Origin of the sequence: Leifsonia sp. TF02-11 (genome assembly GCF_017565305.1) — a bacterium.
Lineage (GTDB): Bacteria > Actinomycetota > Actinomycetes > Actinomycetales > Microbacteriaceae > Leifsonia.
In genome coordinates, this window is the sequence record NZ_JAGEKP010000007.1 from 121,803 (window position 1) to 145,084 (window position 23,282).

The following is a 23,282-nucleotide window of genomic DNA, read 5'->3' on the forward strand; positions in this document are numbered from 1 at the left end:
AGACCCCGGTGACCGATCGGATCGTCGACGCGCCCCTGCAGCTCGGCCTCTTCGCGCACTTCGCGGAAGAGGCCGGCGAGGCGGAGTCGTACCGCGAATTCCTGCAGCTGTTCGAACACGCCGAAGAGGTCGGGTTCGGCTACGCCTGGGTTCGGCAGTTCCACTTCCGGAGCCCGGGGAGCACGCGCTCGGGCGGCTTGCCGTCGCCATTCGTGCTGCTGGCGGCGCTCGCCGCGAGCACCACGAGGCTGCGTCTCGGCACGGCCGCGATCACCCTGCCGCTGGAGAATCCGATCCGGGTGGCGGAGGACGCAGCGGTGCTCGACGCGATCAGCGGCGGCCGCCTCGAACTCGGCGTCGCGAACGGCGCGGGAGCGCCCGCCGCGGCCGAGGCGCTGGGCCGGCGGCTCTCGGAAGACCGCGACGAGCGCAGGCGGGCCTTCCTCGACGCGCTCGATGTGCTGCTGGACGCCCTCCGCGGCGAGCCGGTCAGCACAGACGGGCACACCCTCGCCCCGACGGCGCCGACTCTTCCCGACCGGATCTGGGAGGCGACGCTGACCGCGGAGAGCGCACGGGCCGCAGGAGAGCGCGGCTACGGAGTCCTGGTGGGCACCACCCAGACCGTCCCCGCCGAGGTCACGGCCGCGGCCTATCTGGAGGGGCTGGGCGTCTCGGGCGCCGCACCCCGGCTGGGGCTGTCCACCCTGGTCCTTCCCGGGCGCACCCGTGAGGAGGCTCTCGCCGCGGCGCGAGAGGGCATCGAACGCAAGTGGGCGTGGGGCAAGGACTTCCTGCCACCGGCGAGCACGCTCGCCGAGAAGGCGGCGTCCGTCGGCCTCCACTACGGCACGACCGACGACATCGTCGAGTCGATCGCCTCGCAGCCCGCGTTCCGCTTCACCACCCACCTGCAGGTGCAGCTCGAGCTGGTGTACGACGGCTTCGCGCAGCGCCACGACGCGCTCGAGCAGTTCGCCGCCGAGATCGCCCCGGCCCTCGGCTGGACCTCTCCGCTTCTCGCCGGGGTCGGCCGATGAGCGGCGGGCGGCACCCGCTGGTGCTGGGCGCCGGGCTGTTCTATCCCGGTGGCGAGCACATCACCGGGTGGCGATCGCCGGCCGCGCAACCCGATCGCTATCTCGACCTCGACTACTACGCCGAGTTCGCCCGGACGGCGGAAGACGGCCGATTCGCCACCGTGTTCATCGCCGACGAGCTCTACGTGTGGGATCGCTACGACTCGGGGATCGACCACGGCGTCAACATCCGGCCCGAACCTTTCACGCTGCTCTCCGCCCTCTCGCAGCTGACGACGAAGATCGGCCTGGCGGCGACGGTCTCCACGACGTACAACGAGCCCTACCATGTCGCCCGCAAGCTCGCGTCCCTCGACTACCTCAGCGAAGGCCGGGCAGCCTGGAACCTCGTCACGAGCGCGAGCGACGAGGAGGCACGCAACTTCGGCAAGGACGCGAACCTCGATCACGCCGTGCGCTACCGCCGCGGCGAGGAGTTCGTGGAGGTGGTCCAGGGGCTCTGGGACAGTTGGGACGACGATGCGCTGCGCTACGACAAGGCGTCCGGGTTCTTCGCCGACCGCGAGAAGGTGCACGTCCTCGACCATCAGGGCGAGTTCCTGTCGGTGCGCGGTCCGCTGAACATCCCGCGGCCGCCGCAGGGCCATCCGCCGCTGTTCCAGGCGGGTGCGTCGGAGGCAGGCCGCGCGCTGGCGGGACGCACGGCCGATGCGGTCTTCACGCTCGGCTCCGACGACCTCGTGGCGGGGCAGCGGCTCTACACGGACTACAAGCTCCGCGCCCGTCGCAGCGGTCGGGACCCGGAGGACGTGAAGGTCCTTCCCGCTCTTCAGCCTGTGATCGGCCGCACCCTCGCCGAGGCGGAGGAGAAGCTGCGGCTCATCGAAGAGCTCACGCCGGAGCAGGTCGCACTCGACCTGCTCTCGCACTGGCTCGGCGAAGACCTCGGAGCGCGCGAGCTCGACGAGAAGTTCGAGTTCGACCCGGACCTCGCCGGGTTCAACCAGTCGAAGTCGCTCTACGCCTCGATCGTCGCCCTCCTGGGTGAGCGCGATTACACCCTCCGGGAGTTGTACCGCACGGTGCTGCGCCGCCGGTTCGTGCTCGGAACGCCCGACTCACTGGCCGACCGACTGGCCACGACCTATGAGGAGCGGGCCGCGGACGGGTTCATCCTGATGTTCCCCACCCTCCCCGACACCCTCACCGACTTCGTCGCCTACGTCGTGCCGCGGCTCACCGACCGGGGCGTGTATCCGGCCGAGTACGCGGGCGACACCCTCCGCGAGCACCTCGGGCTCGCCCGACCGGGAAGCAGGTACGCCGCATGACCCGCCGCATCCACCTCGGAGCGTTCGCCTTCCACCCGGGCGGCGCTCACGTCACAGGATGGCGTCACGAGACCGCGCACCCCGACCGGCACCTGACGATCGGGCACTACAAGCACTTCGCCGAGACGGCGGAGCGCGGAGTGTTCGACACGATCTTCCTCGCGGACGGGCTGTACTTCTGGGATCGTCACCCGTCGGGCGTCGACCACTACGGCCAGCTGCGGCTCGAACCGCTGACCCTGTTGTCGGCGCTCTCCGTGCACACGTCGCACATCGGCCTGGCGGCCACGATCTCCACGACCTACAACGAGCCGTACCACGTGGCACGCGCGCTGGCGTCGCTCGACCACCTCAGCCGCGGACGCGCGGCGTGGAACCTCGTCACGTCGCGCTACGACGAGGAGGCCCGCAACTTCGGCGGCGATCACCACCTCGACCACACCCGCCGCTACGAGCGCGGCGAGGAGTTCGTCCGCACGGTCGAAGAACTGTGGGACAGCTGGGACGACGACGCATTCCCCACCGACCGGGAGAGCGGCATCTTCGCCGACCGCAGCCGGCTGCACACCGCGGACCATCGCGGCGAGTTCTTCCGGGTCAGGGGACCGCTCAACATCGCTCGCCCGCCGCAGGGCTACCCTGTCCAGTTCCAGGCGGGCGGGTCACCCGCCGGCCAACGGCTGGCGGCTCGGACCGCCGACGCCGTGTTCGCCGGTTACCGGCCGTTGGCCGAGGCACAGGCGTTCTACACGGGGCTCAAGCAGCAGGTGGAGGATGCCGGCCGCGATCCGGAGGCGTTCCACATCCTCCCCACGCTGCAGCCCGTGGTCGGCAGCACGCGGAGCGAGGCGGAGGATCTCGCCGAGCAGCTGCTCGCATCGACACCGGATGCGCTGATCGTGGAGGACGTCTCGCACTCGATCGGCCAGGATCTCACCGGGCGGTCGGCCGACGAGCCTTTCGCGTTCGAGCCGGACGTCGACACATCGAACGAGTCGCGTTCGCCGAATCGACGGGCGGAGGCGTTGCGCACCGGGGACGCCCCGGCGACGCCGCGACAGGTGTACGCCCGCTCGTTCCGCGAGGGGATCGTCGTCGGCACCGCGACGGAGGTCGCCGATGTGATCGAGGAGCGGGTGGAGGCGCGCGCGGCCGACGGCTTCATCGTGCAGTCGCTGACGCTCCCGTACAGCCTCGACCGGTTCGTCGACCTGGTCACGCCGGAACTGCAGCGCCGAGGCCTGACGCCCGATTCCTATGCGCCGGGCACCTTGCGCGATCGGCTCGGACTGGAGAGGCCCGCGCGGGTCGTTCCGGTCTGACGAACCGACGCTGAGGCGTCCGTCGTCCGTTCGAGCCGGACGAGCACGACGCCGGCGATGATGCACGCGCCGCCCGCGAGCTGACGCGCATCCGGCTGCTCGCCGAGCAGGAGCCACGCGAGGATCACAGCCGACACCACTTCGGTGAGGCCGGCGAACGACGCGATGCGCGCTCCGAGGCGCCGCGAACCGGCGATGCTCAGCGAGTACGCCGCGGCCGTCGCGACGAGGGCCACGACGAGCACGGGCTCCCACCACGACATCGTGATCCCGCCCAGCTCGACCTGGCCGGTCGAGAACGCGAGCGGGAGCAGACCGGTCAGTCCGACGCCCACGGTCGCGACCGCGCCGACGATCAAGCCGGAGCTGACCAGCGCCAGGGGCGGCAGCCCGGGCGTCGGGACCGCCGAGAGCACGTAGTACCCCGCCAGGCACACGGCGGCCGCCAGCGCGAGAGCGATGCCCGCGGCGTCGAGGCCGCCGGCCTGACCGATCCCGCCGACGCCGACGACGAGCACCAAGCCCACGACGCTGAGCACGACGCCCGCGACGACGATCGGGCGGACGGGCACGCGCCGTGTCGCCCACCCGAGCACGGCGAGCATCACCGGTGCCGAGTACTGCACCAGGAGCGCGACCGCGATCGGGAGCCGCTGGATCGCCGCGAAGTACAGCACCTGCGTCCCGGCTACGGCGATCAGCCCATAGCCGAGGACCAGCTTCCAGGACTGCAGCACAGGTCGCAGACTCCCCCGCAGCGCGATCAGTGCGGCGGGTGCGAGCACCAGGCCGCCGAGTGCGACACGCACGGCGACCGCCGCGGCAGGGGACCAGCCGGCGTCGAGCAGCGGCTTGAGCAGGATGCCGCTGGTGCTGAACGCGATCGCGGCTGCGACAGCGGCGGCCAGTCCGGTCCGGGTGCCGGCCGCCGGCACGTCAGAAGTCCGCAAGGTTCGCCCGGATGCCTCCGTTGCCGAACTCCGTCCGCAGCACGCCGCGGCGACGCAGGATGGGAACGAGCTCGTCCAGGTTGCGGTGCAGCGTGACCGGGTGCAGGTCGCCGGAGAAGATCAGGCCGTCGTTGTCGGCCTCCTCGCCGAGCTCCTCGATGAAGTCGGCGATCTGCTCCGCCGTCCCCACGAAGCCCTCACGGTCCGTGATCCGGCCCTTGACCGTCTTCGGGGTGATGAGGTCGCGGAGGGTGACACCCTCGCGCACGCCCTCCTTGCCGAACAGTCCCTTGATGCTGCCGAGCGAGACGTGGTCGCCGAAGATCGACGCGTCGAACGGCTCGTCGAGCGAGAGGGCGTTCAGGTCGGTCTCGAGGTCGCTGGACTGGCCGGCGAGCACGCGGTAGAGCTCCTCGTCCGTCGGGTGCTTCGATGCTTCGACGATGCGGTCGGCCTCCTCGTCGCTCGCGACGATCTCCGGCTTGAAGACGAAGAGGACCTTGATCGCGTCGGGATCGCGCCCGGCCTCGATCGCCGCCTGGCGGACCTTCTGCCGGTAGGCGCGGACGCTCTCTGCGTCCAGCGGTGCGAGCGCGAGCTGCACGTCGGAGTGCGCTCCCGCGAACGCGATGCCCCGCGGCGAACCGCCGGGGGAGACGATCGCCGGGTCGCCCCGCGTGAACGGCACGGCGTTGAGAGGCCCCGTCACCCGGAAGTACTCGCCCTCGTGCTCGAAGGCGCGGATCTTCGACCCGTCCGCGTAGTGGTGGGTGCGCGGGTCCGCGATCAGGGCGTCGTCGTCCCAGCTGTGCCAGAGCCGGCGGATGACGCCGAGCCATTCCTCGGCGCGGTCGTACGCGGCGTCGTGCGGCAGCGGCGGCAGCCCGAGGTGACGGGCGCTGCCGACGTCGGTGACGACGTTGATGCCGAGACGGTGGTCGCTGAGATGGTGGAGGGTCGCGAACTGCCGCGCGGCGACGTACGGCGGGTAGGCGCCGGCGTTGATGGTGGGGGCGACGCCGAGGTGCTGTGTCGCGTCGAGCAGGTAGGGAGACAGGATGAGCGGGTCGTGCTTCGGGCCGCCGTATGCTTCCCGCACACGCAGGTCGATCGTCTCGGGGAACCCGATCGAGAGGGCGTCCTCGATGATCACGAGGTCGAGCCCCGCCTGCTCCAGCTCCCGAGCGGCCTGCTGGTAGAGGCGCGGCTTGGTCCAGTCGTAGTTCCAGTCGTAGTACGGATGCCCCCAGCCCTGCGGGCCGAAGCCGCGGGCGAAGAACCAGCCGAAGTGCTGCAGTCTGGCCATGAGTCCCCTACCTTCCGGCCGTCGCGACGAGGCGGGCGGAGGCGACCGCCGTGACGGCCGCGATCCCGCGCTCGAGGTCGGCGATCAGATCGGCGGGGTCTTCGAGGCCGATCGAGAGTCGCAGCAGCCCGTCGCCGATACCGGTGGCCGCGCGGACCTCGTCGTGAAGGTGCGCGTGCGTGGTGGTGGCCGGGTGCAGGATGAGCGAGCGGACGTCCCCGATGTGAGTCATCCGGCTGAACAGCGTCACCGCGTCGTAGAAGCGCTCGGCCGCCGCCTCGCCACCGGCGAGTGTGAAGCCGAGGATCGCGCCGGCGCCGCGCGGCAGGTAACGCTGCGCGAGAGCGTGCGAGGAGTGCGACTCGAGTCCGGCGTAGTCCACGCTCGCCACCTCGGGCCGGCGTTCGAGCCAGCGGGCCACGGTCAGCGCCGTGTCCGACTGCTGCCGGAGCCGGAGCGACAGAGTCTCGATGCCCTGCTGGATGAGGAAGGCGTTGACCGGCGACAGGACCGGCCCGAACAGCGACGACACGACGGAGCGCGCGAAGGCGATGTACGCGCCGCGACCGTACGCCCCGACGTAACTGTCCCCGTGCAGCCAGTCGTCCGGCGCGGTGAGGTGCTCGAAGGGGGATGCCGCCCAGTCGTAGCTGCCCTGATCGACGACGACGCCGCCGAGCGCGGAGCCGTGGCCGCCGAGGAATTTGCTCGCGGAGTGCACCACGATGTCGGCGCCGTGCTCGCCCGGGCGCAGGAGGTAGGGTGTCGCGAGCGTGTTGTCGACGACGAGGGGGAGCCCGCGCTCGTGCGCGACGGCCGCGACCGCGGCGATGTCGAGGATGTCGTTGCCGGGGTTGCCGATCGACTCGCCGAACAGCACACGCGTGTTCCCGCGGATCCGCCGCCGCCACTCCTCCGGATCGTCGGGCCTGTCGATGAACTCGATCTCCACGCCGAGCCGCTTCAGCCCGGTCTCGAAGAGTCCGCGGGTTCCGGAGTAGACGCTCTGCGCCGAGAGCACGTGATCCCCGGCCTTCACGAGCCCGAGCACCGCCACGGTGAGCGCGGCCTGCCCGCTGCCGACCGCGATCGCCTCCCTGCCGCACTCGAGGGCGGCCACCCGTCGCTCCAGCGACGCCGTCGTCGGATTGCCCGACCGGCTGTAGGTGTATCCCGGGTCGTCGCCCCCGAACCGCTCCTCCGCGTGCGCGAAGCTGTCGAACTCGAAACCGGCGGTCAGATAGATGGGAGTGACACGGGCGCCGTGGGCGGCATCGCGGGTCTCCCCGGCGTGGACCTGCGATGTGGTGAATTCGGGCATTGGCATAGTCTGCGCCTCTCCACGCAGACGGCGGAGCCCATGTTGCACAAAGCTACGCCCCGGTGGGATGGGGGACGGGGCCGAGGCAGCAGAGAGCGCTGATCCGGCGGCCGCGCCGACACATTCGTAACATTCATTGCGCGCGCATCCAGCCGGGCTTACACCACTCTCATGCTGATCGATCAATGGTGGGTGTGCGGCAGCGCGTTGGCGGAGCGGTTGACACTGCTGAATGCGAGCGCAGAAGACGAAGCCGCTGAATCGCCGCCGCCTGCTCCGCCGGTCCGACCGTGAGTCCTGGCCCCTCCCGGCACGCCGCGCGAACGGGCGGCGACAGGTCGGGTAACAGAGCGGATCCCGCTCTCGTCGCCTGCGACCATAGAGGAATGGCTCTCGATGCGCTCCCCATCCTCGATCTCTCGGAACTCGACCGCGGCGAGGAGTCCGCGGCGGCCTTCCGCGACAAACTACGGCAGGTCACACACGACGTGGGGTTCTTCTACCTGGTCGGCCACGGCATCCCCCAGGAGTTGATCGACGAGGTGCTGGAGGTCTCGCGCCGGTTCTTCGACCTGCCCGAAGCAGACAAGCTCGCGATCGAGAACGTGCGCAGCCCGCAGTTCCGCGGCTACACCCGCACCGGTGAGGAGCTGACCAACGGGGAGGTCGACTGGCGCGAGCAGATCGATATCGGCGAAGAGCGCGAGACGGTGGAGGGCGGGCCGGCGTTCCACAGACTCGAGGGCCCGAACCTGTGGCCGGCCGCTCTCCCGCAACTCGAGACCGCGATCACCGAGTGGCGTGAGCGGCTCAGCTCGCTGGCGCTTCGCCTGCTGCGCACGTGGGCCGTGGCTCTGGGCTCCCCGGAGAACGTGTTCGATGCCGCGTTCGCCGATCACCCCTTCTCGCTGATCAAGATCGTCCGCTACCCGGGCAAGAGTGCCGACATTCCCGAGCAGGGTGTCGGCGCGCACCGTGACGGCGGCGTTCTGACCCTGCTCCTGGTCGAGCCGGGCAAGGGCGGCCTGCAGGTGGAGCACGACGGCGCGTGGATCGACGCACCGTCGATCCCCGGCGCGTTCGTCGTCAACATCGGCGAGATGCTCGAGCTGGCCACCGACGGCTACCTGAAGGCGACCCTGCACCGCGTCGAGTCTCCGGCGCTCGGAACGGACCGCATCTCCATCCCCTTCTTCTTCAACCCGGCGCTGGACTCGACCGTTCCACGGTTGGACCTCCCGCCCGAGCTGAAGGCCGAGGCGCGCGGGCTCTCCGCCGACCCGACGGACAACCCGATCCTCGAGACGTACGGGGACAACGTCCTCCGCTACCGGCTCCGCGCACACCCGAACGTGGCGGCCATCCATCACGCGGACCTCCTCAGCCCGCCGACGCCGTAGCTCGGTGCCCACGGTCGTCTGCGTTCCGGCATGGTGCTCCTCAAACGGCGGGCGGTCGAGGGAGCCGGTGCACGGCTGCGCGTAGTCGCTCGAACCGTCGGGTCAGGTCGACGGCCAAAGGCTCCGTCTGCGCGGTCGGGATCTTCCACCACACGGCCTGGACCCGGGACCCGGTCGAGGTCGGCTCGACGAAGAACTCCAGCTCCGAGCCGGGAACGACGATGTGTGACGGCTGAACGGGGTCCCAGGAGATCAGCACTCGGCGGGCTGGGACGAGGTCGAGGATGCGGCCGGTCGCGTTCTCGCCGGTGCGTGTGATCTCGTAGCCGCCGCCCCGGCGGGCGGCGACCTTGGCGCGATCGGCGAACCACTGGGAGAGCAGGTATGGTTCCACGACGGCATCGAACGCGATGCGGGGCGGCCGGTCGAGATCGATCCCGGCGCGCACTTCGAGCAGATACTCGTCGAATGTCATCGTGCCTCCCCCTCGAGCGCGAGCGTCCGCGCAACGGCGGAACGCTCGCTGGGACCGCCGGCAGCGCGGTCGATCCGCTGCATCACGGCCTGTGCCACGCGATCGTTCTCGCGGAACGAGAGCGCATTGGTGTTCGGCCGTGAGAACGCTCCCGCGAACGGCGCGTCCGTGAACGGACCGATGGCCCAGCGCCGCGGGTGCGGCCGGCCGGTTGCGTCGAGGACCCGTGAGTCTGAGGGGTCGACGCGCAGCATCCCGTGGCGGAAGGAGCCGGCGCGCGAGACGGCGAGGTCACGCAGAGCGCTGTTGTCGGTCCGGTCGGCGTGCGCCGGCGGGAGCCAGGCGTCGATGAGCGCGTCCACGGCGATGTGGCCGTCGACTGACGGGCTGGAGACGACGAAGCGACCCTGCCCTTCGTCCGCCTGAACGCGGACATCCGCGCCGGCGAACTCGACGACACCGGCCTCGGAGAGCGCGATCAGTTCGGCGATGCGATGCCCGGGCGGCCCGGAGGCGACGTAGCTGAAGTAGGCCGGCCACCAGCCGTGGAGGTCGCGGATCCGCGACTCCTCCGTCCACGCGGGGGAGGCGCTGACGGGCGCGAGCGCGAACATCGTCAGCAGCAGGGCGGTGAAGAGGCCGAGGGTGGCGCTGTGCTCGGGCGCCGTTCGTCGGCGGAGGTCGTCGTCGAGGTGAACCCGGACCCATCGCTGCAGTCCGTCACGATCGGCAAAGCGTGCCCCTGTCAGCGGCCGATCGAAGAGATCGAGGATCAGATGGTCGCCGGGATCGGGAATCGAATCGTCCAGCAGCGACCGGAACGCATCCGAGTGCGGGTCGATGTCGTCGAGATCGCTCCTGAAGTCGGTCCAGGCACGACTGGTGCGTTCGGGGTGGCCGGTGAACAGTTCGCGGTAGTAGCCGTGCAGCATCTCGCGTTCGACGAGCGGCCACACGTCCCGCTGGAAGTCGAGCGAGTCCGGGTGGCGTGTGAGCCGCGCCACGACCTCCGGGGTGAGGTAGCGCAGCGACGGTGCCTCGCCGGCGAGCGTCGAGGAGATCTTCGAGCGGTACGGGACACCGCGTCGTGACCCCAGGAGGAGCTTCGGCTCGCGCCCGCTCGGGCGATACTCGAGCGCGTCGCCCGCGCGCACGAAGCGCCCGCCCCTGCCCTCGGTGAGCAGGACGATCAGATCGATGGCGGCGAGCCCCATCCCGCGGACGGCGACGACGTCACGCGGCCCGAACGCCGAGAGGTCCGCGTCCGCGGTGAACGCGGGAGGCTGGTAGCGCAGGCCGTGCCGTCGGGCGAACCGGATGAGGTCGGCGGGCTCCCCATTCGGCTCGCTTCCCGTGTGGCCGATCGCGTAGACGACGGCATCGGCGGTGAGCTCGTCGCCGCCGGCGAGCCGGACGAGCTCATGGTCGTCGGCCGACTCGACGGCGACAACCGTGTCGGTGCGGCGGACGACGACGGCGCGGTCGTCGATATCTGCGATGGCCCGGCGGAGGAACCAGTCCAGGTAGTAGGAGTGGAGCCGACGTGTCGGGAAGTCGCCGCGGCGCAGTCGGGCGAGCTCGTCGGCGACGTACGGGTCCACCTCCACGTCCGGGATCCGGCCGTCTCGAACCGCTTCGACCCACTCCAGCAGCGAGGGCCCCGGCCGCACGGGTCCTTCGACCGCGCACGAGTCGTCGGTGAACATCGTGACGTCTTCGACCATCGAGTTCAGTTTGAGGAGCGGGGACTGCGCACGGCGCCAGATCCGGCCGGGGCCCGCCGGGAACGGATCGATCAACTCCACCACGACCCGCGGACGTTCGGCCGCAGCGAAGCGTGCCGCAGCGAAGCGTTCGAGCCAGCCGATGGCGCGCGGGCCGGCGCCGATGACGACGACGGTGGCGTGCCGTGGAGGGTCGGAACGGGGGAGCATCGGGTCACCTTGCCCCCGCCGGCGACCCCGCGGCAAACGACCGTGACGCACTGTTTCGGCGCCCGACGCAATCCGTAACCGGGATTGCCGGACGCCGCGGAATGCGCCGTACGGTCATCCGCAACATCCGCCCACACCCTGCGAAAAGGAGGCATGGTGACTGTCACGAACGTCGACGCTGACGAGTTCCGCTATGTCCACGCGACAGACGAGTTGGCCCGTCCACTGCTGACGGAGCTGGAGATCGAATACGACACCCGCTACGGCGACTTCTTCGGGGAGCGCGCCTCCACCGAGCTGAACCGCTACCCGGCGGAACTCTTCTCCGCTTCGCACGGAGGCGCGTTCCTCCTGCTGCTGCGCGACGGCGTGCCCATCGCCGGCGGGGCGTTCAAGCGCCTCGATCCGGAGACCGCGGAGCTCAAGCGCATCTGGACGAGCTCCGCCCACCGCCGTCAGGGCCTGGCTCGCCGGGTCGTCGAGGAGCTCGAAGCCGAAGCCGTCCGGCAGGGGTACACGCGGGTGTACCTGACGACCGGTCCCCGACAGCCGGAGGCGAAGGCGCTGTACCTCGCCACCGGCTACAGCCCGCTCTTCGACTCGTCGCTCCCCGCGGAAGAGGTGGGAATCCACCCCTTCCAGAAGTCCGTCGGAGGCGAGCGATGAGCGCGGCGACCCCCGTCGTCGAGGCGGGTGCTGTCGCTGCTCCGGCAGCCACCAGCCCGCTCCCGGAGGGCATCGACCTGCGCCGCCTCGCCGAGCGCCCTGTGCTGCCGCTGCGCCACCCGGGCCGGTGGATCGCGGCGGTCCTGGTTCTCGTGCTCCTGCTCAACTTCGGGCAGACACTGTTCACGAACCCGTCCTGGGAGTGGGCGAAGGTGGGCAAGTGGCTGTTCAGCCCGGCGATCCTCACCGGACTCCAGCTGACCCTGGCCGCGACCGCCATCTCCGCGGTCGTCTCGTTCGTGGGTGGCATCGTGGTGGCGCTCGGCCGGCTGTCGGCGAACCCCGTGCTCAGCTCGGTGAGCTGGCTCTACGTGTGGCTGTTCCGCTCCGTGCCGTTGATTCTCGTGCTGATATTCCTCTACAACCTCGGCAACCTGTACCCGACGATCGGGATCGGCATCCCCTTCGGACCGCAGGTCGAGGTGAAGACGGTGTCGGTGCTGTCCGACCTCACCCTCGGCGTCATCGGACTGAGCCTGAGCGAGATCGCGTACAGCTCCGAGATCGTGCGGGCTGGCATCCTCTCGGTCGACCAGGGCCAGCACGAGGCGGCGAAGTCGCTCGGGCTGCCGCGCGGACGCCAGTTCCGCCGGATCGTACTGCCCCAGGCGTTGCGTTCGATCGTCCCGGCGTATGTGAACCAGATCATCGGCCTGCTGAAGGCGAGCTCCCTGTTGTTCTACGTGTCGCTGCTCGACCTGTTCGGCGTCGTCCAGAACCTCGGAAGCACCTACCCGACCGACATCATCCCGCTGCTGGTGGTCGCCACCATCTGGTACCTCGTGCTCACCAGCGTCGTCTCGGTGATCCAGTACTACGTCGAGCGCTTCTACGCGCGCGGCGCGGTGCGGACGCTGCCGCCGACTCCCCTCCAGCGGCTGCGCGGCTGGGCGAACAACCGCCTGGACGGTGCAGTGTGAGCGCCGGGATCGAGATCGCGAACGCGACCAAGTCGTTCGGCGGCCGGCCGGTGCTCCGGGGGGTCGACCTGACGATCGAGGCCGGTACCGTCACTGTCATCCTCGGCCCGTCCGGCTCGGGCAAATCCACCCTGCTGCGCGCCATCAATCATCTCGAACCGCTCGACGAGGGCTACGTCGTCGTCGGTGACGAGCTGATCGGCGTCCGCGTACAGCGTGGCCGGCTGAAAGAGCTCAGCGAGCGGGAGATCCTGCGCCAGCGAGCGCGCATCGGGTTCGTCTTCCAGAACTTCAACCTGTTCCCGCACCTGACGATCCTCGAGAACGTGTCGGAGGCTCCGATCGCGTTGGGCACAGCCCCCGCGACCGCCCGGGAGCAGGCACGCGTGCTGCTGGAGCGGGTCGGCCTGTCCGAGAAGGCGTCGGCGTATCCTCGGCAGCTCTCGGGAGGCCAGCAGCAGCGCGTCGCCATCGCCCGCGCTCTCGCGTTGGAGCCGGAGGTCCTGCTGTTCGACGAGCCGACCTCGGCCCTCGACCCCGAGCTGGTCGGTGAGGTGCTGGCGGTCATCCGCTCCCTCGCGGGCAAGGGCGTGACGCTCGTGGTCGTCACGCACGAGATCGGCTTCGCCCGCGAAGTCGCCGACCGTGTGGTCTTTCTCGACGACGGGGTCGTCGTCGAGCAGGGCCGCCCGGCCGACGTGCTCGACAATCCGCGCGAACCGCGCACCAGAGAGTTCCTGAGCCGCGTGCTCTGAACGCACCACACGCTATCCCTCACCAAGGAGAAGATCATGTCCCCACGATTCACCCCGCCCAGACGCCTCGGCGTCGCCGGGGCCGTCCTCGCGTCGGCCGCCCTCGTCGTCTCTCTCGCGGCCTGCTCCGGACAGGCGTCTGCCGAGAACGACGGAACCTCGAAGGGCGGCGTCACCGTCGCCGCTCACGCCAACGGAGCCGGCACCGAGACCACGATCCAGGTCGACACGGTCTCGTCGATCGCGGACGAGCTGCCGGCGAGCGTGAAGTCCAGCGGCAAGCTCGTGATCGGCGTCGGCGCCCTTCCCGCCGGCTTCCCGCCTCTCGCCTTCACCGGTGACGATCAGAAGACGCTCACGGGCTCGGAGCCCGACCTCGGTCGCCTCGTCGCCGCGGTGCTCGGCCTGAAGCCCGAGGTCAAGAACGCGACCTGGGACAACCTCTTCGTCGGCATCGACACCGGCGCCACCGATGTCGGCTTCTCGAACATCACCGACACCGAGCAGCGCAAGGAGAAGTACGACTTCGCCTCCTACCGCAAGGACGAGCTCGCCTTCACCGTGCTGAAGAAGAACACGTGGGAGTTCGACGGGGACTACGAAAACCTGGCCGGCAAGACGATCGCGGTCGGCTCGGGCACCAACCAGGAGAAGATCCTGCTCGAGTGGAAGTCGAAGCTGGAGGCCGAGGGCAAGACCCTGACCGTCAAGTACTACCCCGACGCCAACTCCACCTACCTCGCGCTGAACTCGGGCAAGATCGACGCGAACTTCGGGCCGAACCCCACCGCCGCGTACCAGAACACCCAGAGTGCGTCGTCGGCCAACCCCACGCGAACCGCCGGCACCTTCTCGGGCGCGGGGGAGAGCCTCCAGGGGCTGATCGCCGCGACCGTCAAGAAGGGCAGCGGCCTCGACAAGCCGATCGCCGACGCCATCGACTACTTGATCGAGCACGGTCAGTACGCGAAGTGGCTGAAGGCGTACAACCTCACCAACGAGGGCCTGCCGAAGTCCGAGATCAACCCGCCAGGGCTTCCGATCAGCAACCAGTGAGGTGACGAGAATGACCATCGCAGCAGAGACCACGACAACCGCATTCGATTCGGCGTGGAGCGCCTGGCATCAGGCCCATGAAGCCGACCGTGCTTCGGCGCACGGCTTCCTCGCCATCACCGCACTGCACTGGCTGACCGCCGAGCCGACCGCCTACGACGGCATCCCCGGACGCTGGTGGAGCTCGGCCGAGGGACCGGTCGTCGAGCTCGGCGATGGCGAGACACTGCTCGTCGACGGCGACACGGTCACCGGCCGTGTCGCCTTCGGCGTCATCCCGGAGCGCGGTGGCCGCGTCGCCGCATCCGGCGACGTGGTGATCGAGATCGCGAAACGCGGCGGTTCCGACCTGCTTCGGCCGCGGCATCCCGGTCATCCCACCCGCTCCGGGTACCGCGGGACCCCGACCTACGCTCCGGATCGTGCCTGGGCGGTCGAGGGCCGCTTCGTCCCGTTCGACCAGCCGGTCGAGGTGACGGTCGGATCGGTCGCTGAAGGCCTCCAGCACGTCTACGCCGCTCCCGGCGAGGTGGCGTTCTCGCGCGACGGCGGCGTTCACCGACTGACCGCCTTCAACGGGCACACACCGGGATCCCTCTTCATCCTCTTCACCGACCAGACCAGCGGTGTCACCACCTATCCGGCCAATCGCTCGCTGGCCGTCGCCGCACCCAGCGCCGACGGGTCGGTCGTCATCGACTTCAACCGGGCGGTCAACCTCCCGTGCGCGTACACGGACTTCGCGACCTGCCCGCTGCCGCCCGCCCGCAACCGCCTGCCGTTCCCGGTGGAGGCCGGGGAGAAGATCCCGCACGAGCGGAGCGCTCGGTGAGCCGGCGGGAGCGGCCGCTCGTCCTCGGCGTCGAGCTCGACGGCGACGGAGCCCACCCGGCTGCCTGGCGGGCGTCCTCGCACAGTCCGGCCGAGCTCCTCGGCGGCCGGCTGCACGCCGAGCGCGCGCATGAGGCCGAGCGTGCCGGGTTCGCCTTCGCGACCTTCGCCGATTCGGCGGTGCCCCCGACGGATCCCGACGGCATCTCCGCCCGGTTGGACGCGATCCAGCGGGCGGCGTTCGTCGCGCCGCTGACCAGCGCGATCGGATTGGTCCCGGAGGCGGGCACGGTCTACACCGAACCGTTCCACGTCGCCACGCAGCTCGCCTCGCTCGACTTCGCGTCACGGGGACGTGCCGGCTGGGTCGCGACCGCCGCGGACGACGCCGAGACGGCGGCGCTCTACGGGCGCGACGGGCAGCCGGGACGACCGCAGGATGCGGTGGAAGTGGCACGTCGGCTCTGGGACTCGTGGGAGGACGACGCGGTGATCCGCGACGTGGCGACCGGCCGGTACCTCGATCGGAACCGTCTGCACCACATCCGCTTCACCGGCGACGACTACTCCATCGTGGGGCCGTCGATCGTGCCGAGACCTCCCCAGGGTGCCCTGCCGGTCTTCGGGCCCGCAGCCCTGGCCGGGACCGCCGAGCTGGACGCGGCACTCTTCGACGTGCGCCGGGGGAGGGCGGAGGAGCTGCTCGCGCGTGCGACCCACACCGCGGAAGGACTGCGGTCGGCCGGCGTCCTCGCGATCCTCGACCTCGAGTTCGCGCTCGATGCCGCCGGCGTCCCGGCACACGACCGGGTGAAGGCACTCGACGCGCGCGCGCCGTGGCCCACACGCCGCGCGCGCTACATCGGAACCGCGGACGGGCTCATCGACCTGCTCGTCCCCCTCGCGTCCGTCGTCGACGGCATCCGCCTCCACCCGGCCGTGCTTGACATCGACCTCGCCGAGTTCGCGTTCGCCGTCGCGCCACGGATCCGCGACCGCGTCCCGCTCGCGATACCGCGTCCCGGCGACACCCTCCGCGCGACGCTGGGGCTGCCCGACGCCGTCAACCGCTACCAGGAGTCCGCATGACCGCACCGACCGTCCTCCGCTTCGGCGTCTTCTTCCAGGGCGTCAACTTCTCGACCGTCTGGACCGAGCCGGAGAGCGGCTCCCAGATCGACTTCGAGAGCTTCCGCCGCCTCGCCCAGACCGCCGAGCGCGGGCTGTTCTCCGCATTCTTCCTCGGCGAGGGACTGCGGCTGCGCGAGCACCTCGGCCGCCTCCACCAGCTCGACGTGGCGGGACGCCCCGACGCCCAGACGCAGCTGGCGGCGCTCGCGGCCGTCACCTCCCGCATCGGGCTGGTGGCCACGCAGAACACGACCTACAACGACCCGCTGGACCTCGCGCACCGGTTCGCCAGCCTCGACCTGCTCTCGGGAGGACGTGCTGCGTGGAACGTGGTGACGACGGACAACGCGTGGACGGGTGAGAACTTCCGTCGCGGCGGCTACCTCGACCACGCCGACCGCTACCGACACGCGGAGGCCGTCGTGATCGCCGCCAAGCAGCTCTGGGCCGCCTGGAACGCCGACATCGCCGACTCGGCGGACGCGGACGCGTGGAGCACGGGGACATCGTCGAAGACAGTGGACGTGGAGACCGGGCACTACCGAGCGCGTGGTCTCAGCCGACTCCCGCAGAGCCCGCAAGGGCGCCCGGTGCTGTTCCAGGCCGGCGACTCGGCCGAAGGCCGCGACTTCGCGGCCCGGCAGGCCGACGTCATCTTCTCGGCGCACAGCGCCTTCGACGACGCCCAGAGTTTCGCCGCGGACATCCGCCAGCGCACGCTGAAGGCCGGCCGCCCTGCCGACGACGTGAAGATCTTCCCCGGGCAGGAGTTCATCCTCGCCGACACCGACGCGGAGGCGGAGGAGAAGGCCCGGTGGGTGCGCCGCAAGCAGGTCACCCCGCAGACCGCGATCGCCTTCATCGAGAACATCTGGGGCACCGACCTCAGCGCCTACGACCCGGAGGGCCCGCTGCCCGAAATCGACCCGGTGCAGGACGTCACGGGTGAGACCCGCGGCGCCGGCTTCCGCGCGGCGCAGGCCAAGACCACGGCTGACGCCTGGCGCGAGCGTGCGGAGGCGGAGAACCTCTCCATCCGGGAGCTGGTCATCCGCCTCAACTCGGGCCGCGGCTTCGTCGGCAGCCCGTCGTCGGTGGCGGCGACACTGCAGCGCTACGCCGACGCCGGGGTGGTCGACGGCTTCAACATCACACCCTGGCTGGTGCCGTCCGGCCTGGACGACATCGTCGACCGGCTGGTCCCGGAGCTGCAGGAACGCGGGATCTACCCGACCGGCTACGAGGGCGACACGCTGCGCGAGAATCTCGGGCTGCGTCCGGTCGACTCCGTGGCGGTCTCACGCCGGACGGCCTGACGGTTCGGCCTTCCTGGCCCCACATCGCATGATGTATCGGCGCTGCCGGACGGGAGAGCGTGACGTCCTGACTCCTGTCGATCGCGTCCATGGGCCGCACCGTACGCGTCGCCGAACCTCTGCCTCCACCGTCGGCGTCAAGGTCCGTAACGGAAGACCCGCGCGCCGTCGGGAGGAGCGCGCACCCGCGGAATAGCGCCGACGCAGGACGAAATCCACTGCTCCCGCAACGATCCGTAACCCCCGACATAGTCCGTCATCCCCGCTGGGCCGAGCGTGCGATCACTGGCCGAATGAGATGTCCGCAACGAGAGATAAGGGGTGCCGGACGTGAGCAGGTACATCCTCCGAAGGCTCGGCCAGGCCGCGTTCGTGCTCGTGGTCGCCTACGTGGTGAGCTATCTGGTGCTGTGGGCCCTCCCCGGCGACGCTCTGGCCAGCATCACCGGAGGCCAGTCGAGCGACCTGAGCGCTCAACAGCTGGCAGCGATCCGGGCGGAGTGGGGCCTCGACCAGCCCGTGCCGGTCCGTCTCGCTACGGCGGCCCAGCACGCGCTCTCCGGCGACTTCGGCCGGTCGTTCGTCTCCGGGCGTCCGGTGTCCGCGCTGATCGCCGAGAGCCTCCCGGCCACGCTGGAGATCGCCGGCCTCGGCATCGTGTTCGCTCTGATCGCGGGCACCGGGATCGCCGTCGCGGCGACCCGGTCGCGGTCGAGCAGGCTTCGCGGCCTCCTGTTGTCTCTTCCGCCGCTGGGCGTCGCCATCCCGTCGTTCTGGCTCGGGCTGCTGCTGATCCAGTTCTTCTCGTTCCAGCTGCCGATCTTCCCGGCGACGGGCAACGACGGGTTCGAGAGCGCCGTCCTGCCGGCGATCACGCTCGCCGTTCCGACGAGCGCCTTGGTCGCGCAGCTGCTCGCGCAGGGCCTCGAGCGCGAGCTGCGTCAGCCGTACGCGGACACCGCACGGGCCAAGGGCGCATCGCCGGCGCGCGTCCAGCTGTCGCACGCGTTCCGCAACGCGGCCCTCCCGGCCCTGACGATCGCCGGTCTCCTGGTCGGGCAGCTGCTCGCGGGATCGGTGGTGACGGAGACGGTGTTCGGCCGTACCGGCGTCGGCCGGCTGACCGCGGATGCCGTGGCCGCGCAGGACATCCCCGTGGTTCAGGGCGTGGTCGTCTTCGGCGCGCTCGTGTTCGTCATCGTCAATCTGACCGTCGACCTCCTCTACCCGCTGCTCGACCCGCGGATCGTGACCTCGCGACCCGCTCGTCGGGCCGCCCTGAAAGCGGTGCCCGCATGACCGAGACGATCGCCGCCGAGCTGAAGCAGGCCTCGACCCACCCTCCTGCGGTCGGTCATTCCTCCGCTCACGCTTCCGGGCGTTCGCGCTGGGCCGCCGCCGGCACCTGGGTGCGCCGCCGGCCCGGGGTGGTGGTGAGCGCCGTGTGGATCGCCGTTCTCCTCCTCGCGGCCGTGGCGCCGGCACTCTTCACGTCGACCGACCCGCTCGCGGTGACCAGCGCGATCCGGCAGCCGCCGTCGGCCGCCCACATCTTCGGCACCGACGCGATCGGCCGCGACCTGTTCTCGCGCGTCGTCCACGGTGCCGCCCTGTCGCTGGGCGCCGCCGCCATCGCCGTGCTCGTCGGTGTCGTCGCCGGGACGGTGATCGGGCTGGTCGCCGGCTACCGCGGCGGCTGGCTCGACGCGACCCTGATGCGGTTCGCCGACGTGCTGCTGGCCATCCCCGGGCTTCTGCTCTCCCTGGCGTTCGTCGTAGCACTCGGTTTCGGGACGGTCAACGTCGCGATCGCCGTCGGAGTCACGTCGGTCGCCTCCAACGCGCGCGTTCTGCGCTCAGAGGTGCTGAAGGTGCGCGGCAGCGTCTATGTGGAGGCGGCCGTCGCCGGCGGAGCCCGACCGGCGCGAGTGCTGCTGCGGCACGTGCTTCCGAACTCGATCGCGCCTCTGCTCGCGCTGGTCGCTCTCGACTTCTCGAGCGCGATCCTGGCGATCTCGGCGCTCAGCTTCCTCGGCTACGGCGCCCAGCCGCCGACTCCCGAGTGGGGAGCCCTGGTCGCCAACGGGCGGGACTTCCTCGCGACCGCATGGTGGATGACGACGCTGCCAGGCCTCGTCATCGCGCTGACCGTCCTCGCGGGAAACCGGCTGTCGCGGGCCTTCATCTCGGAGGGCGTCCGATGAGCGCGCTCCTTGAAGTCGCCGACCTGCGCGTCCGCTATCGCACGGGCGGGACCGACATGGAGGCTGTGAGGGGAATCGGGTTCGAGGTCGCGGCGGGTGAGAGGGTCGCTGTGGTCGGCGAGTCCGGCTCCGGCAAGTCCACCACCGCGGCGGCGGTCGTCCGGCTGCTCGCGGCGAACGCCTCCGTCTCCGGGACCATCCGTTTCGCGGGGGAGGACCTCACCTCGCTCGGCGATCGCGCGTTCCGCGCACTGCTCGGCCGACGGATCGGCTACGTCCCGCAAGACCCGACCGTCTCGCTGAACCCCGTCACGACGATCGGGCAGCAGGTCGCGGAGGTCCTCAGCATCCACCGGCTGGCGGACCGGCGCGCGGCGCACGTGCACGCGGTCGACGCGCTGGAGCGCGCGGGGATCGACCGGCCGGCCGAGCGGGCGCGGCAGTACCCGCACCAACTGTCGGGAGGTCAACGCCAGCGCGTGCTCATCGCCATCGCCCTGGCCGCCCGGCCCGAACTGGTGATCGCGGACGAGCCGACCAGCGCCCTCGACGTCACCGTCCAGCGGCGGATCCTCGATCACCTGGACGACCTGACGGCCGATGTCGGGGCCTCCACTCTGCTCATCACGCACGACCTCGGAATCGCCGCCGATCGCGCCGATCGCATCCTCGTGCTGTCCGGCGGGGAACTGGTCGAGTCGGGCACCCCCGACCGGGTGCTCGGCTCGCCCGAGCATCCATACACGCGGGCGCTGCTCGCCGCCGCGCCCAGCCTGAACACCTCGGGCGGAACGTTCCTCACGCGTGCGCGCGCCGGACGCCCAGAGCAGGCCGAGGAGATCGCCGCGAAGCCGCTGCTCGTGGCGACCGGGCTGGTCAAGGACTTCGGTCCGGACCGTGCGGTGGACGACGTGAGCATCGCGGTCCACCGGGGCCGGACCCTCGCCCTCGTCGGCGAGTCCGGCTCAGGGAAGACCACGACCTCCCGATTGATCCTCCGGCTCGACGACCCGACCGCCGGCCGGATCGTCTTCGACGGCGACGACATCACGACCGTTCGCGGCGCCGCTCTGCGGAGGCTGAGGAGCCGCCTCCAGGTCGTGCACCAGAATCCGTACGCGTCGCTGAACCCGCGGCTCCGTGTCGCCGACCTGGTGGCGGAGCCCCTGCACTCCCAGCGCATCGGCACCCGGCGCGAGCGCGACGCCCGGGCCCGCCTGCTGCTGGACCAGGTCGGCCTGCCCTCCGATTCGGCCGAGCGCCGCCCCGCCGAGCTCTCCGGAGGCCAGCGGCAGCGGGTCGCGATCGCCCGCGCCCTCGCGATCCGCCCCGACCTGGTGGTGCTGGACGAACCCGTGTCGGCGCTGGACGTGCGCGTGCAGGCCCAGGTGCTCGACCTGCTCGCGACGCTGCAGGCCGAGCTCGGGGTCGCCTACCTCTTCATCAGCCACGACCTCGCCGTCGTGCGCCAGGTGTCCGACGACGTCGCCGTGCTCCGCGACGGCCGCGTCGTCGAGACCGGGACCGTCGACGACGTCTTCGGCGCCCCGACCCACCCGTACACCCGCGACCTGCTGGACGCCATCCCCGGTCGCGGCACACCCCTCACCCCAAGGAGAACAGCATGACGACCACCCTCACCCGGCGCATCGTCGCCGGGATCGCCACTGCGGCAGCAGCGGCGCTCGTCCTCAGCGCGTGCGCCGCACACGCCGGCACCGCCTCGAGCACCGGCTCCGCGAGACCGGTCGATGGCGGCGATCTCACCTTCGCGCTGGCCAACGATCCGATCACGCTCAACCCAACCGCCCTCGGCAGCGGCAACGACACCCTCTACATCGAGCGCCAGCTCTTCGAGTCGCTCACCGAGCAGGACCCGAAGACCGGCAAGATCATCCCGGGGCTCGCGACCACGTGGAAGGCGAACGCGGACGCGACGCAGTTCACCTTCACGTTGCGCAAGGGTGTGACCTTCTCGGACGGCACACCGCTGACCGCCGCGGTGGTGAAGGCCAATTTCGACGATATCGTCGCCAACGCCACGAAGGCGGTCAACGCGGTCACTGCGCTCCCCAACTACGCGGGCACCACCGTCCTGGACGACTCGACCGCCACCGTGTCCTTCAGCAAGCCGAACGGCGCGTTCCCGCAGGCGGCCTCCGCCGTCGCGCTCGCGCTGCTGTCGCCGAAGTCGCTGGCGATCCCGTTCGATGACCGGGCCACCGGGAAGGGCCTCAGCGGAACCGGTCCGTTCACACTCGAGAGCTACACGAAGAACACCTCGGTCGTGCTGAAGAAGCGCCACGGCTACAGCTGGGCACCGGAGGACTACAGCAACCGAGCGGCCGCACACCTCGACACGGTCACGTTCACAATCGTCCCGGAGGCGGGCGTGCGAACCGGAGGCCTGACGTCGAAGCAGTTCGATGCCGTCGGCGGCGTTCTGCCGCAGGACATCGCCACGCTCAGGACCAGCAAGACCGGCCTCGTCATCCGCCCGAACCCCGGGATCGCGTTCGGCCTGACCACCTACGCCAAGCCCGGAACGATTCTGAGCGACGAGAAGGTCCGCACGGCGCTGCTGACGGCGATCGACCGCACCGCGATCCAGCAGTCGGCCCTGACCTCCGACTTCAAGGTGGCGACGAGCGTCCTCGCCGCCAACACCCCTGGCTGGGTCGACCTGAGCAAGCAGCTCACCAGAGACCCCAAGGCGTCGGCGAAACTGCTCGACGACGACGGCTGGAAAAAGGGCGCCGACGGTATCCGCGAGAAGGACGGCAAGCGCCTCAGCCTCAAACTCGGCTACATCGCCAACTTCAACCCGAACCAGTCCATCGTCGAGCTCATCCAGCAACAGCTGAAGCAGCTGGGCATCGAGGTGACCGTGTGGACGGGCACGGTTCCGCAGTACCTCGCACAGTCGAGCGCCGGCGCGTTCGACCTCGCGTACGGCAACCTGTCCCGTGCCGACGGGGACGTGCTGCGCACCCAGTTCCTGAGCACCCTCCCGTCGAACACACCGAAGGGCTACACGGACCCCGAGCTGAACCAGCTGCTGCTGGACCAGCTCGCCACACCGGACCAGGACAAGCGCAACACCATCGCCCAGAAGGCCGGCGAGCGCATCATCGACCTGGCCTACTACATCCCGGTCGTCGAGCTGACCACCATCCTGGGCACAGCGCAGAACGTACATGGAATCGTGCTCGGTGCGGACTCGCGGCTCGGATCCCTCGTCGACGCGTACAAGACGAAGTAGGA

At 70.4% G+C, this 23,282-nt stretch carries 20 protein-coding genes; 15 read left to right on the forward strand and 5 right to left on the reverse strand.

Annotated features, from left to right (window positions below):
- The first annotated feature begins 8 nt into the window (after window positions 1–8).
- Genes JNB50_RS10855 through JNB50_RS10865 form a run of 3 tightly spaced genes read left to right on the forward strand, consistent with a single transcriptional unit; the run spans window position 9 to window position 3,693 of the window.
- The gene (locus JNB50_RS10855) at window positions 9–1,040 is read left to right on the forward strand and encodes an LLM class flavin-dependent oxidoreductase (protein ID WP_208040151.1); all 1,032 of its coding nucleotides are present in this window, start codon (window positions 9–11) and stop codon (window positions 1,038–1,040) included.
- Window positions 1,037–2,371, forward strand: a complete 1,335-nt coding sequence (locus JNB50_RS10860; RefSeq protein ID WP_208040152.1) for an LLM class flavin-dependent oxidoreductase — start codon at window positions 1,037–1,039, stop codon at window positions 2,369–2,371. Before JNB50_RS10855 ends, JNB50_RS10860 begins: the two co-directional genes overlap by 4 nt.
- A complete protein-coding gene (locus tag JNB50_RS10865; protein ID WP_208040153.1) occupies window positions 2,368–3,693 on the forward strand; it encodes an NtaA/DmoA family FMN-dependent monooxygenase in 1,326 nt (441 codons plus the stop codon). The genes JNB50_RS10860 and JNB50_RS10865 overlap by 4 nt, the downstream gene beginning before the upstream one ends.
- Here JNB50_RS10865 and JNB50_RS10870 read toward each other — a convergent pair.
- Genes JNB50_RS10870 through JNB50_RS10880 form a run of 3 tightly spaced genes read right to left on the reverse strand, consistent with a single transcriptional unit; the run spans window position 3,627 to window position 7,270 of the window.
- On the reverse strand, window positions 3,627–4,643 hold the full coding sequence (locus tag JNB50_RS10870) for a DMT family transporter (RefSeq protein WP_208040154.1): 1,017 nt from the start codon (window positions 4,641–4,643) through the stop codon (window positions 3,627–3,629). The genes JNB50_RS10865 and JNB50_RS10870 overlap by 67 nt on opposite strands.
- On the reverse strand, window positions 4,630–5,949 hold the full coding sequence (locus tag JNB50_RS10875) for an NtaA/DmoA family FMN-dependent monooxygenase (protein ID WP_208040155.1): 1,320 nt from the start codon (window positions 5,947–5,949) through the stop codon (window positions 4,630–4,632). The genes JNB50_RS10870 and JNB50_RS10875 overlap by 14 nt, the downstream gene beginning before the upstream one ends.
- A gap of 7 nt (window positions 5,950–5,956) precedes the next feature.
- A complete protein-coding gene (locus tag JNB50_RS10880) occupies window positions 5,957–7,270 on the reverse strand; it encodes an O-acetylhomoserine aminocarboxypropyltransferase/cysteine synthase family protein (protein WP_208040156.1) in 1,314 nt (437 codons plus the stop codon).
- A gap of 386 nt (window positions 7,271–7,656) precedes the next feature.
- Between JNB50_RS10880 and JNB50_RS10885 the strand changes: the two genes are divergently transcribed.
- Window positions 7,657–8,670 carry an isopenicillin N synthase family oxygenase gene (locus JNB50_RS10885; RefSeq protein ID WP_208040157.1) on the forward strand — a complete coding sequence of 338 codons (1,014 nt, stop codon included), beginning with the start codon at window positions 7,657–7,659 and terminating at the stop codon, window positions 8,668–8,670.
- A 40-nt stretch (window positions 8,671–8,710) separates the two neighbouring features.
- Here the strand turns inward: JNB50_RS10885 and JNB50_RS10890 are convergent, their stop codons facing one another.
- Together JNB50_RS10890 and JNB50_RS10895 are read right to left on the reverse strand one after the other, a co-directional pair.
- On the reverse strand, window positions 8,711–9,145 hold the full coding sequence (locus JNB50_RS10890; RefSeq protein ID WP_208040158.1) for an SRPBCC domain-containing protein: 435 nt from the start codon (window positions 9,143–9,145) through the stop codon (window positions 8,711–8,713).
- A complete protein-coding gene (locus JNB50_RS10895; protein WP_208040159.1) occupies window positions 9,142–11,079 on the reverse strand; it encodes an FAD/NAD(P)-binding domain-containing protein in 1,938 nt (645 codons plus the stop codon). The genes JNB50_RS10890 and JNB50_RS10895 overlap by 4 nt, the downstream gene beginning before the upstream one ends.
- Window positions 11,080–11,232: 153 nt before the next feature.
- On the opposite strand from JNB50_RS10895, the gene JNB50_RS10900 reads away from it, so the two are divergent.
- The 11 genes from JNB50_RS10900 to JNB50_RS10950 all read left to right on the forward strand — a co-directional run bounded on the left by JNB50_RS10900 (window position 11,233) and on the right by JNB50_RS10950 (window position 23,280).
- Window positions 11,233–11,745, forward strand: a complete 513-nt coding sequence (locus JNB50_RS10900; RefSeq protein WP_208040160.1) for a GNAT family N-acetyltransferase — start codon at window positions 11,233–11,235, stop codon at window positions 11,743–11,745.
- Window positions 11,742–12,725: an amino acid ABC transporter permease gene (locus JNB50_RS10905; RefSeq protein ID WP_208040161.1), complete on the forward strand. Its 984-nt coding sequence runs from the start codon at window positions 11,742–11,744 to the stop codon at window positions 12,723–12,725. The genes JNB50_RS10900 and JNB50_RS10905 overlap by 4 nt, the downstream gene beginning before the upstream one ends.
- Window positions 12,722–13,480: an amino acid ABC transporter ATP-binding protein gene (locus tag JNB50_RS10910; protein ID WP_208040162.1), complete on the forward strand. Its 759-nt coding sequence runs from the start codon at window positions 12,722–12,724 to the stop codon at window positions 13,478–13,480. Before JNB50_RS10905 ends, JNB50_RS10910 begins: the two co-directional genes overlap by 4 nt.
- 36 nt (window positions 13,481–13,516) lie before the next feature.
- Entirely contained in the window at window positions 13,517–14,536 is a 1,020-nt protein-coding gene (locus tag JNB50_RS10915) for a transporter substrate-binding domain-containing protein (protein ID WP_208040163.1), read from the forward strand.
- A 10-nt stretch (window positions 14,537–14,546) separates the two neighbouring features.
- Entirely contained in the window at window positions 14,547–15,368 is an 822-nt protein-coding gene (locus tag JNB50_RS10920) for a DUF1684 domain-containing protein (protein ID WP_208040164.1), read from the forward strand.
- On the forward strand, window positions 15,365–16,456 hold the full coding sequence (locus tag JNB50_RS10925) for an LLM class flavin-dependent oxidoreductase (RefSeq protein WP_208040165.1): 1,092 nt from the start codon (window positions 15,365–15,367) through the stop codon (window positions 16,454–16,456). Before JNB50_RS10920 ends, JNB50_RS10925 begins: the two co-directional genes overlap by 4 nt.
- Window positions 16,453–17,814 (forward strand): NtaA/DmoA family FMN-dependent monooxygenase, encoded by a 1,362-nt coding sequence (locus JNB50_RS10930; RefSeq protein WP_208040166.1) that lies wholly within the window; start codon window positions 16,453–16,455, stop codon window positions 17,812–17,814. The genes JNB50_RS10925 and JNB50_RS10930 overlap by 4 nt, the downstream gene beginning before the upstream one ends.
- Before the next feature lie 330 nt (window positions 17,815–18,144).
- Entirely contained in the window at window positions 18,145–19,113 is a 969-nt protein-coding gene (locus tag JNB50_RS10935; RefSeq protein WP_208040167.1) for an ABC transporter permease, read from the forward strand.
- Window positions 19,110–20,018 carry an ABC transporter permease gene (locus JNB50_RS10940; RefSeq protein WP_208040168.1) on the forward strand — a complete coding sequence of 303 codons (909 nt, stop codon included), beginning with the start codon at window positions 19,110–19,112 and terminating at the stop codon, window positions 20,016–20,018. Before JNB50_RS10935 ends, JNB50_RS10940 begins: the two co-directional genes overlap by 4 nt.
- On the forward strand, window positions 20,015–21,646 hold the full coding sequence (locus JNB50_RS10945) for an ABC transporter ATP-binding protein (protein ID WP_208040169.1): 1,632 nt from the start codon (window positions 20,015–20,017) through the stop codon (window positions 21,644–21,646). Before JNB50_RS10940 ends, JNB50_RS10945 begins: the two co-directional genes overlap by 4 nt.
- Window positions 21,643–23,280, forward strand: coding sequence for an ABC transporter substrate-binding protein (locus JNB50_RS10950; protein ID WP_208040170.1), 1,638 nt, complete (start codon window positions 21,643–21,645; stop codon window positions 23,278–23,280). Before JNB50_RS10945 ends, JNB50_RS10950 begins: the two co-directional genes overlap by 4 nt.
- Window positions 23,281–23,282 lie beyond the last annotated feature (2 nt).

Coding starts and splice junctions, on each gene's coding strand:
- JNB50_RS10880 (WP_208040156.1), bottom strand. CDS start 7,270: ATGCCCGAATTCACCACATCGCAGGTCCACGCCGGGGAGACCCGCGAT.
- JNB50_RS10865 (WP_208040153.1), top strand. CDS start 2,368: ATGACCCGCCGCATCCACCTCGGAGCGTTCGCCTTCCACCCGGGCGGC.
- JNB50_RS10905 (WP_208040161.1), top strand. CDS start 11,742: ATGAGCGCGGCGACCCCCGTCGTCGAGGCGGGTGCTGTCGCTGCTCCG.
- JNB50_RS10920 (WP_208040164.1), top strand. CDS start 14,547: ATGACCATCGCAGCAGAGACCACGACAACCGCATTCGATTCGGCGTGG.
- JNB50_RS10900 (WP_208040160.1), top strand. CDS start 11,233: ATGGTGACTGTCACGAACGTCGACGCTGACGAGTTCCGCTATGTCCAC.
- JNB50_RS10930 (WP_208040166.1), top strand. CDS start 16,453: ATGACCGCACCGACCGTCCTCCGCTTCGGCGTCTTCTTCCAGGGCGTC.
- JNB50_RS10895 (WP_208040159.1), bottom strand. CDS start 11,079: ATGCTCCCCCGTTCCGACCCTCCACGGCACGCCACCGTCGTCGTCATC.
- JNB50_RS10875 (WP_208040155.1), bottom strand. CDS start 5,949: ATGGCCAGACTGCAGCACTTCGGCTGGTTCTTCGCCCGCGGCTTCGGC.
- JNB50_RS10945 (WP_208040169.1), top strand. CDS start 20,015: ATGAGCGCGCTCCTTGAAGTCGCCGACCTGCGCGTCCGCTATCGCACG.
- JNB50_RS10890 (WP_208040158.1), bottom strand. CDS start 9,145: ATGACATTCGACGAGTATCTGCTCGAAGTGCGCGCCGGGATCGATCTC.
- JNB50_RS10915 (WP_208040163.1), top strand. CDS start 13,517: ATGTCCCCACGATTCACCCCGCCCAGACGCCTCGGCGTCGCCGGGGCC.
- JNB50_RS10940 (WP_208040168.1), top strand. CDS start 19,110: ATGACCGAGACGATCGCCGCCGAGCTGAAGCAGGCCTCGACCCACCCT.
- JNB50_RS10860 (WP_208040152.1), top strand. CDS start 1,037: ATGAGCGGCGGGCGGCACCCGCTGGTGCTGGGCGCCGGGCTGTTCTAT.
- JNB50_RS10885 (WP_208040157.1), top strand. CDS start 7,657: ATGGCTCTCGATGCGCTCCCCATCCTCGATCTCTCGGAACTCGACCGC.
- JNB50_RS10950 (WP_208040170.1), top strand. CDS start 21,643: ATGACGACCACCCTCACCCGGCGCATCGTCGCCGGGATCGCCACTGCG.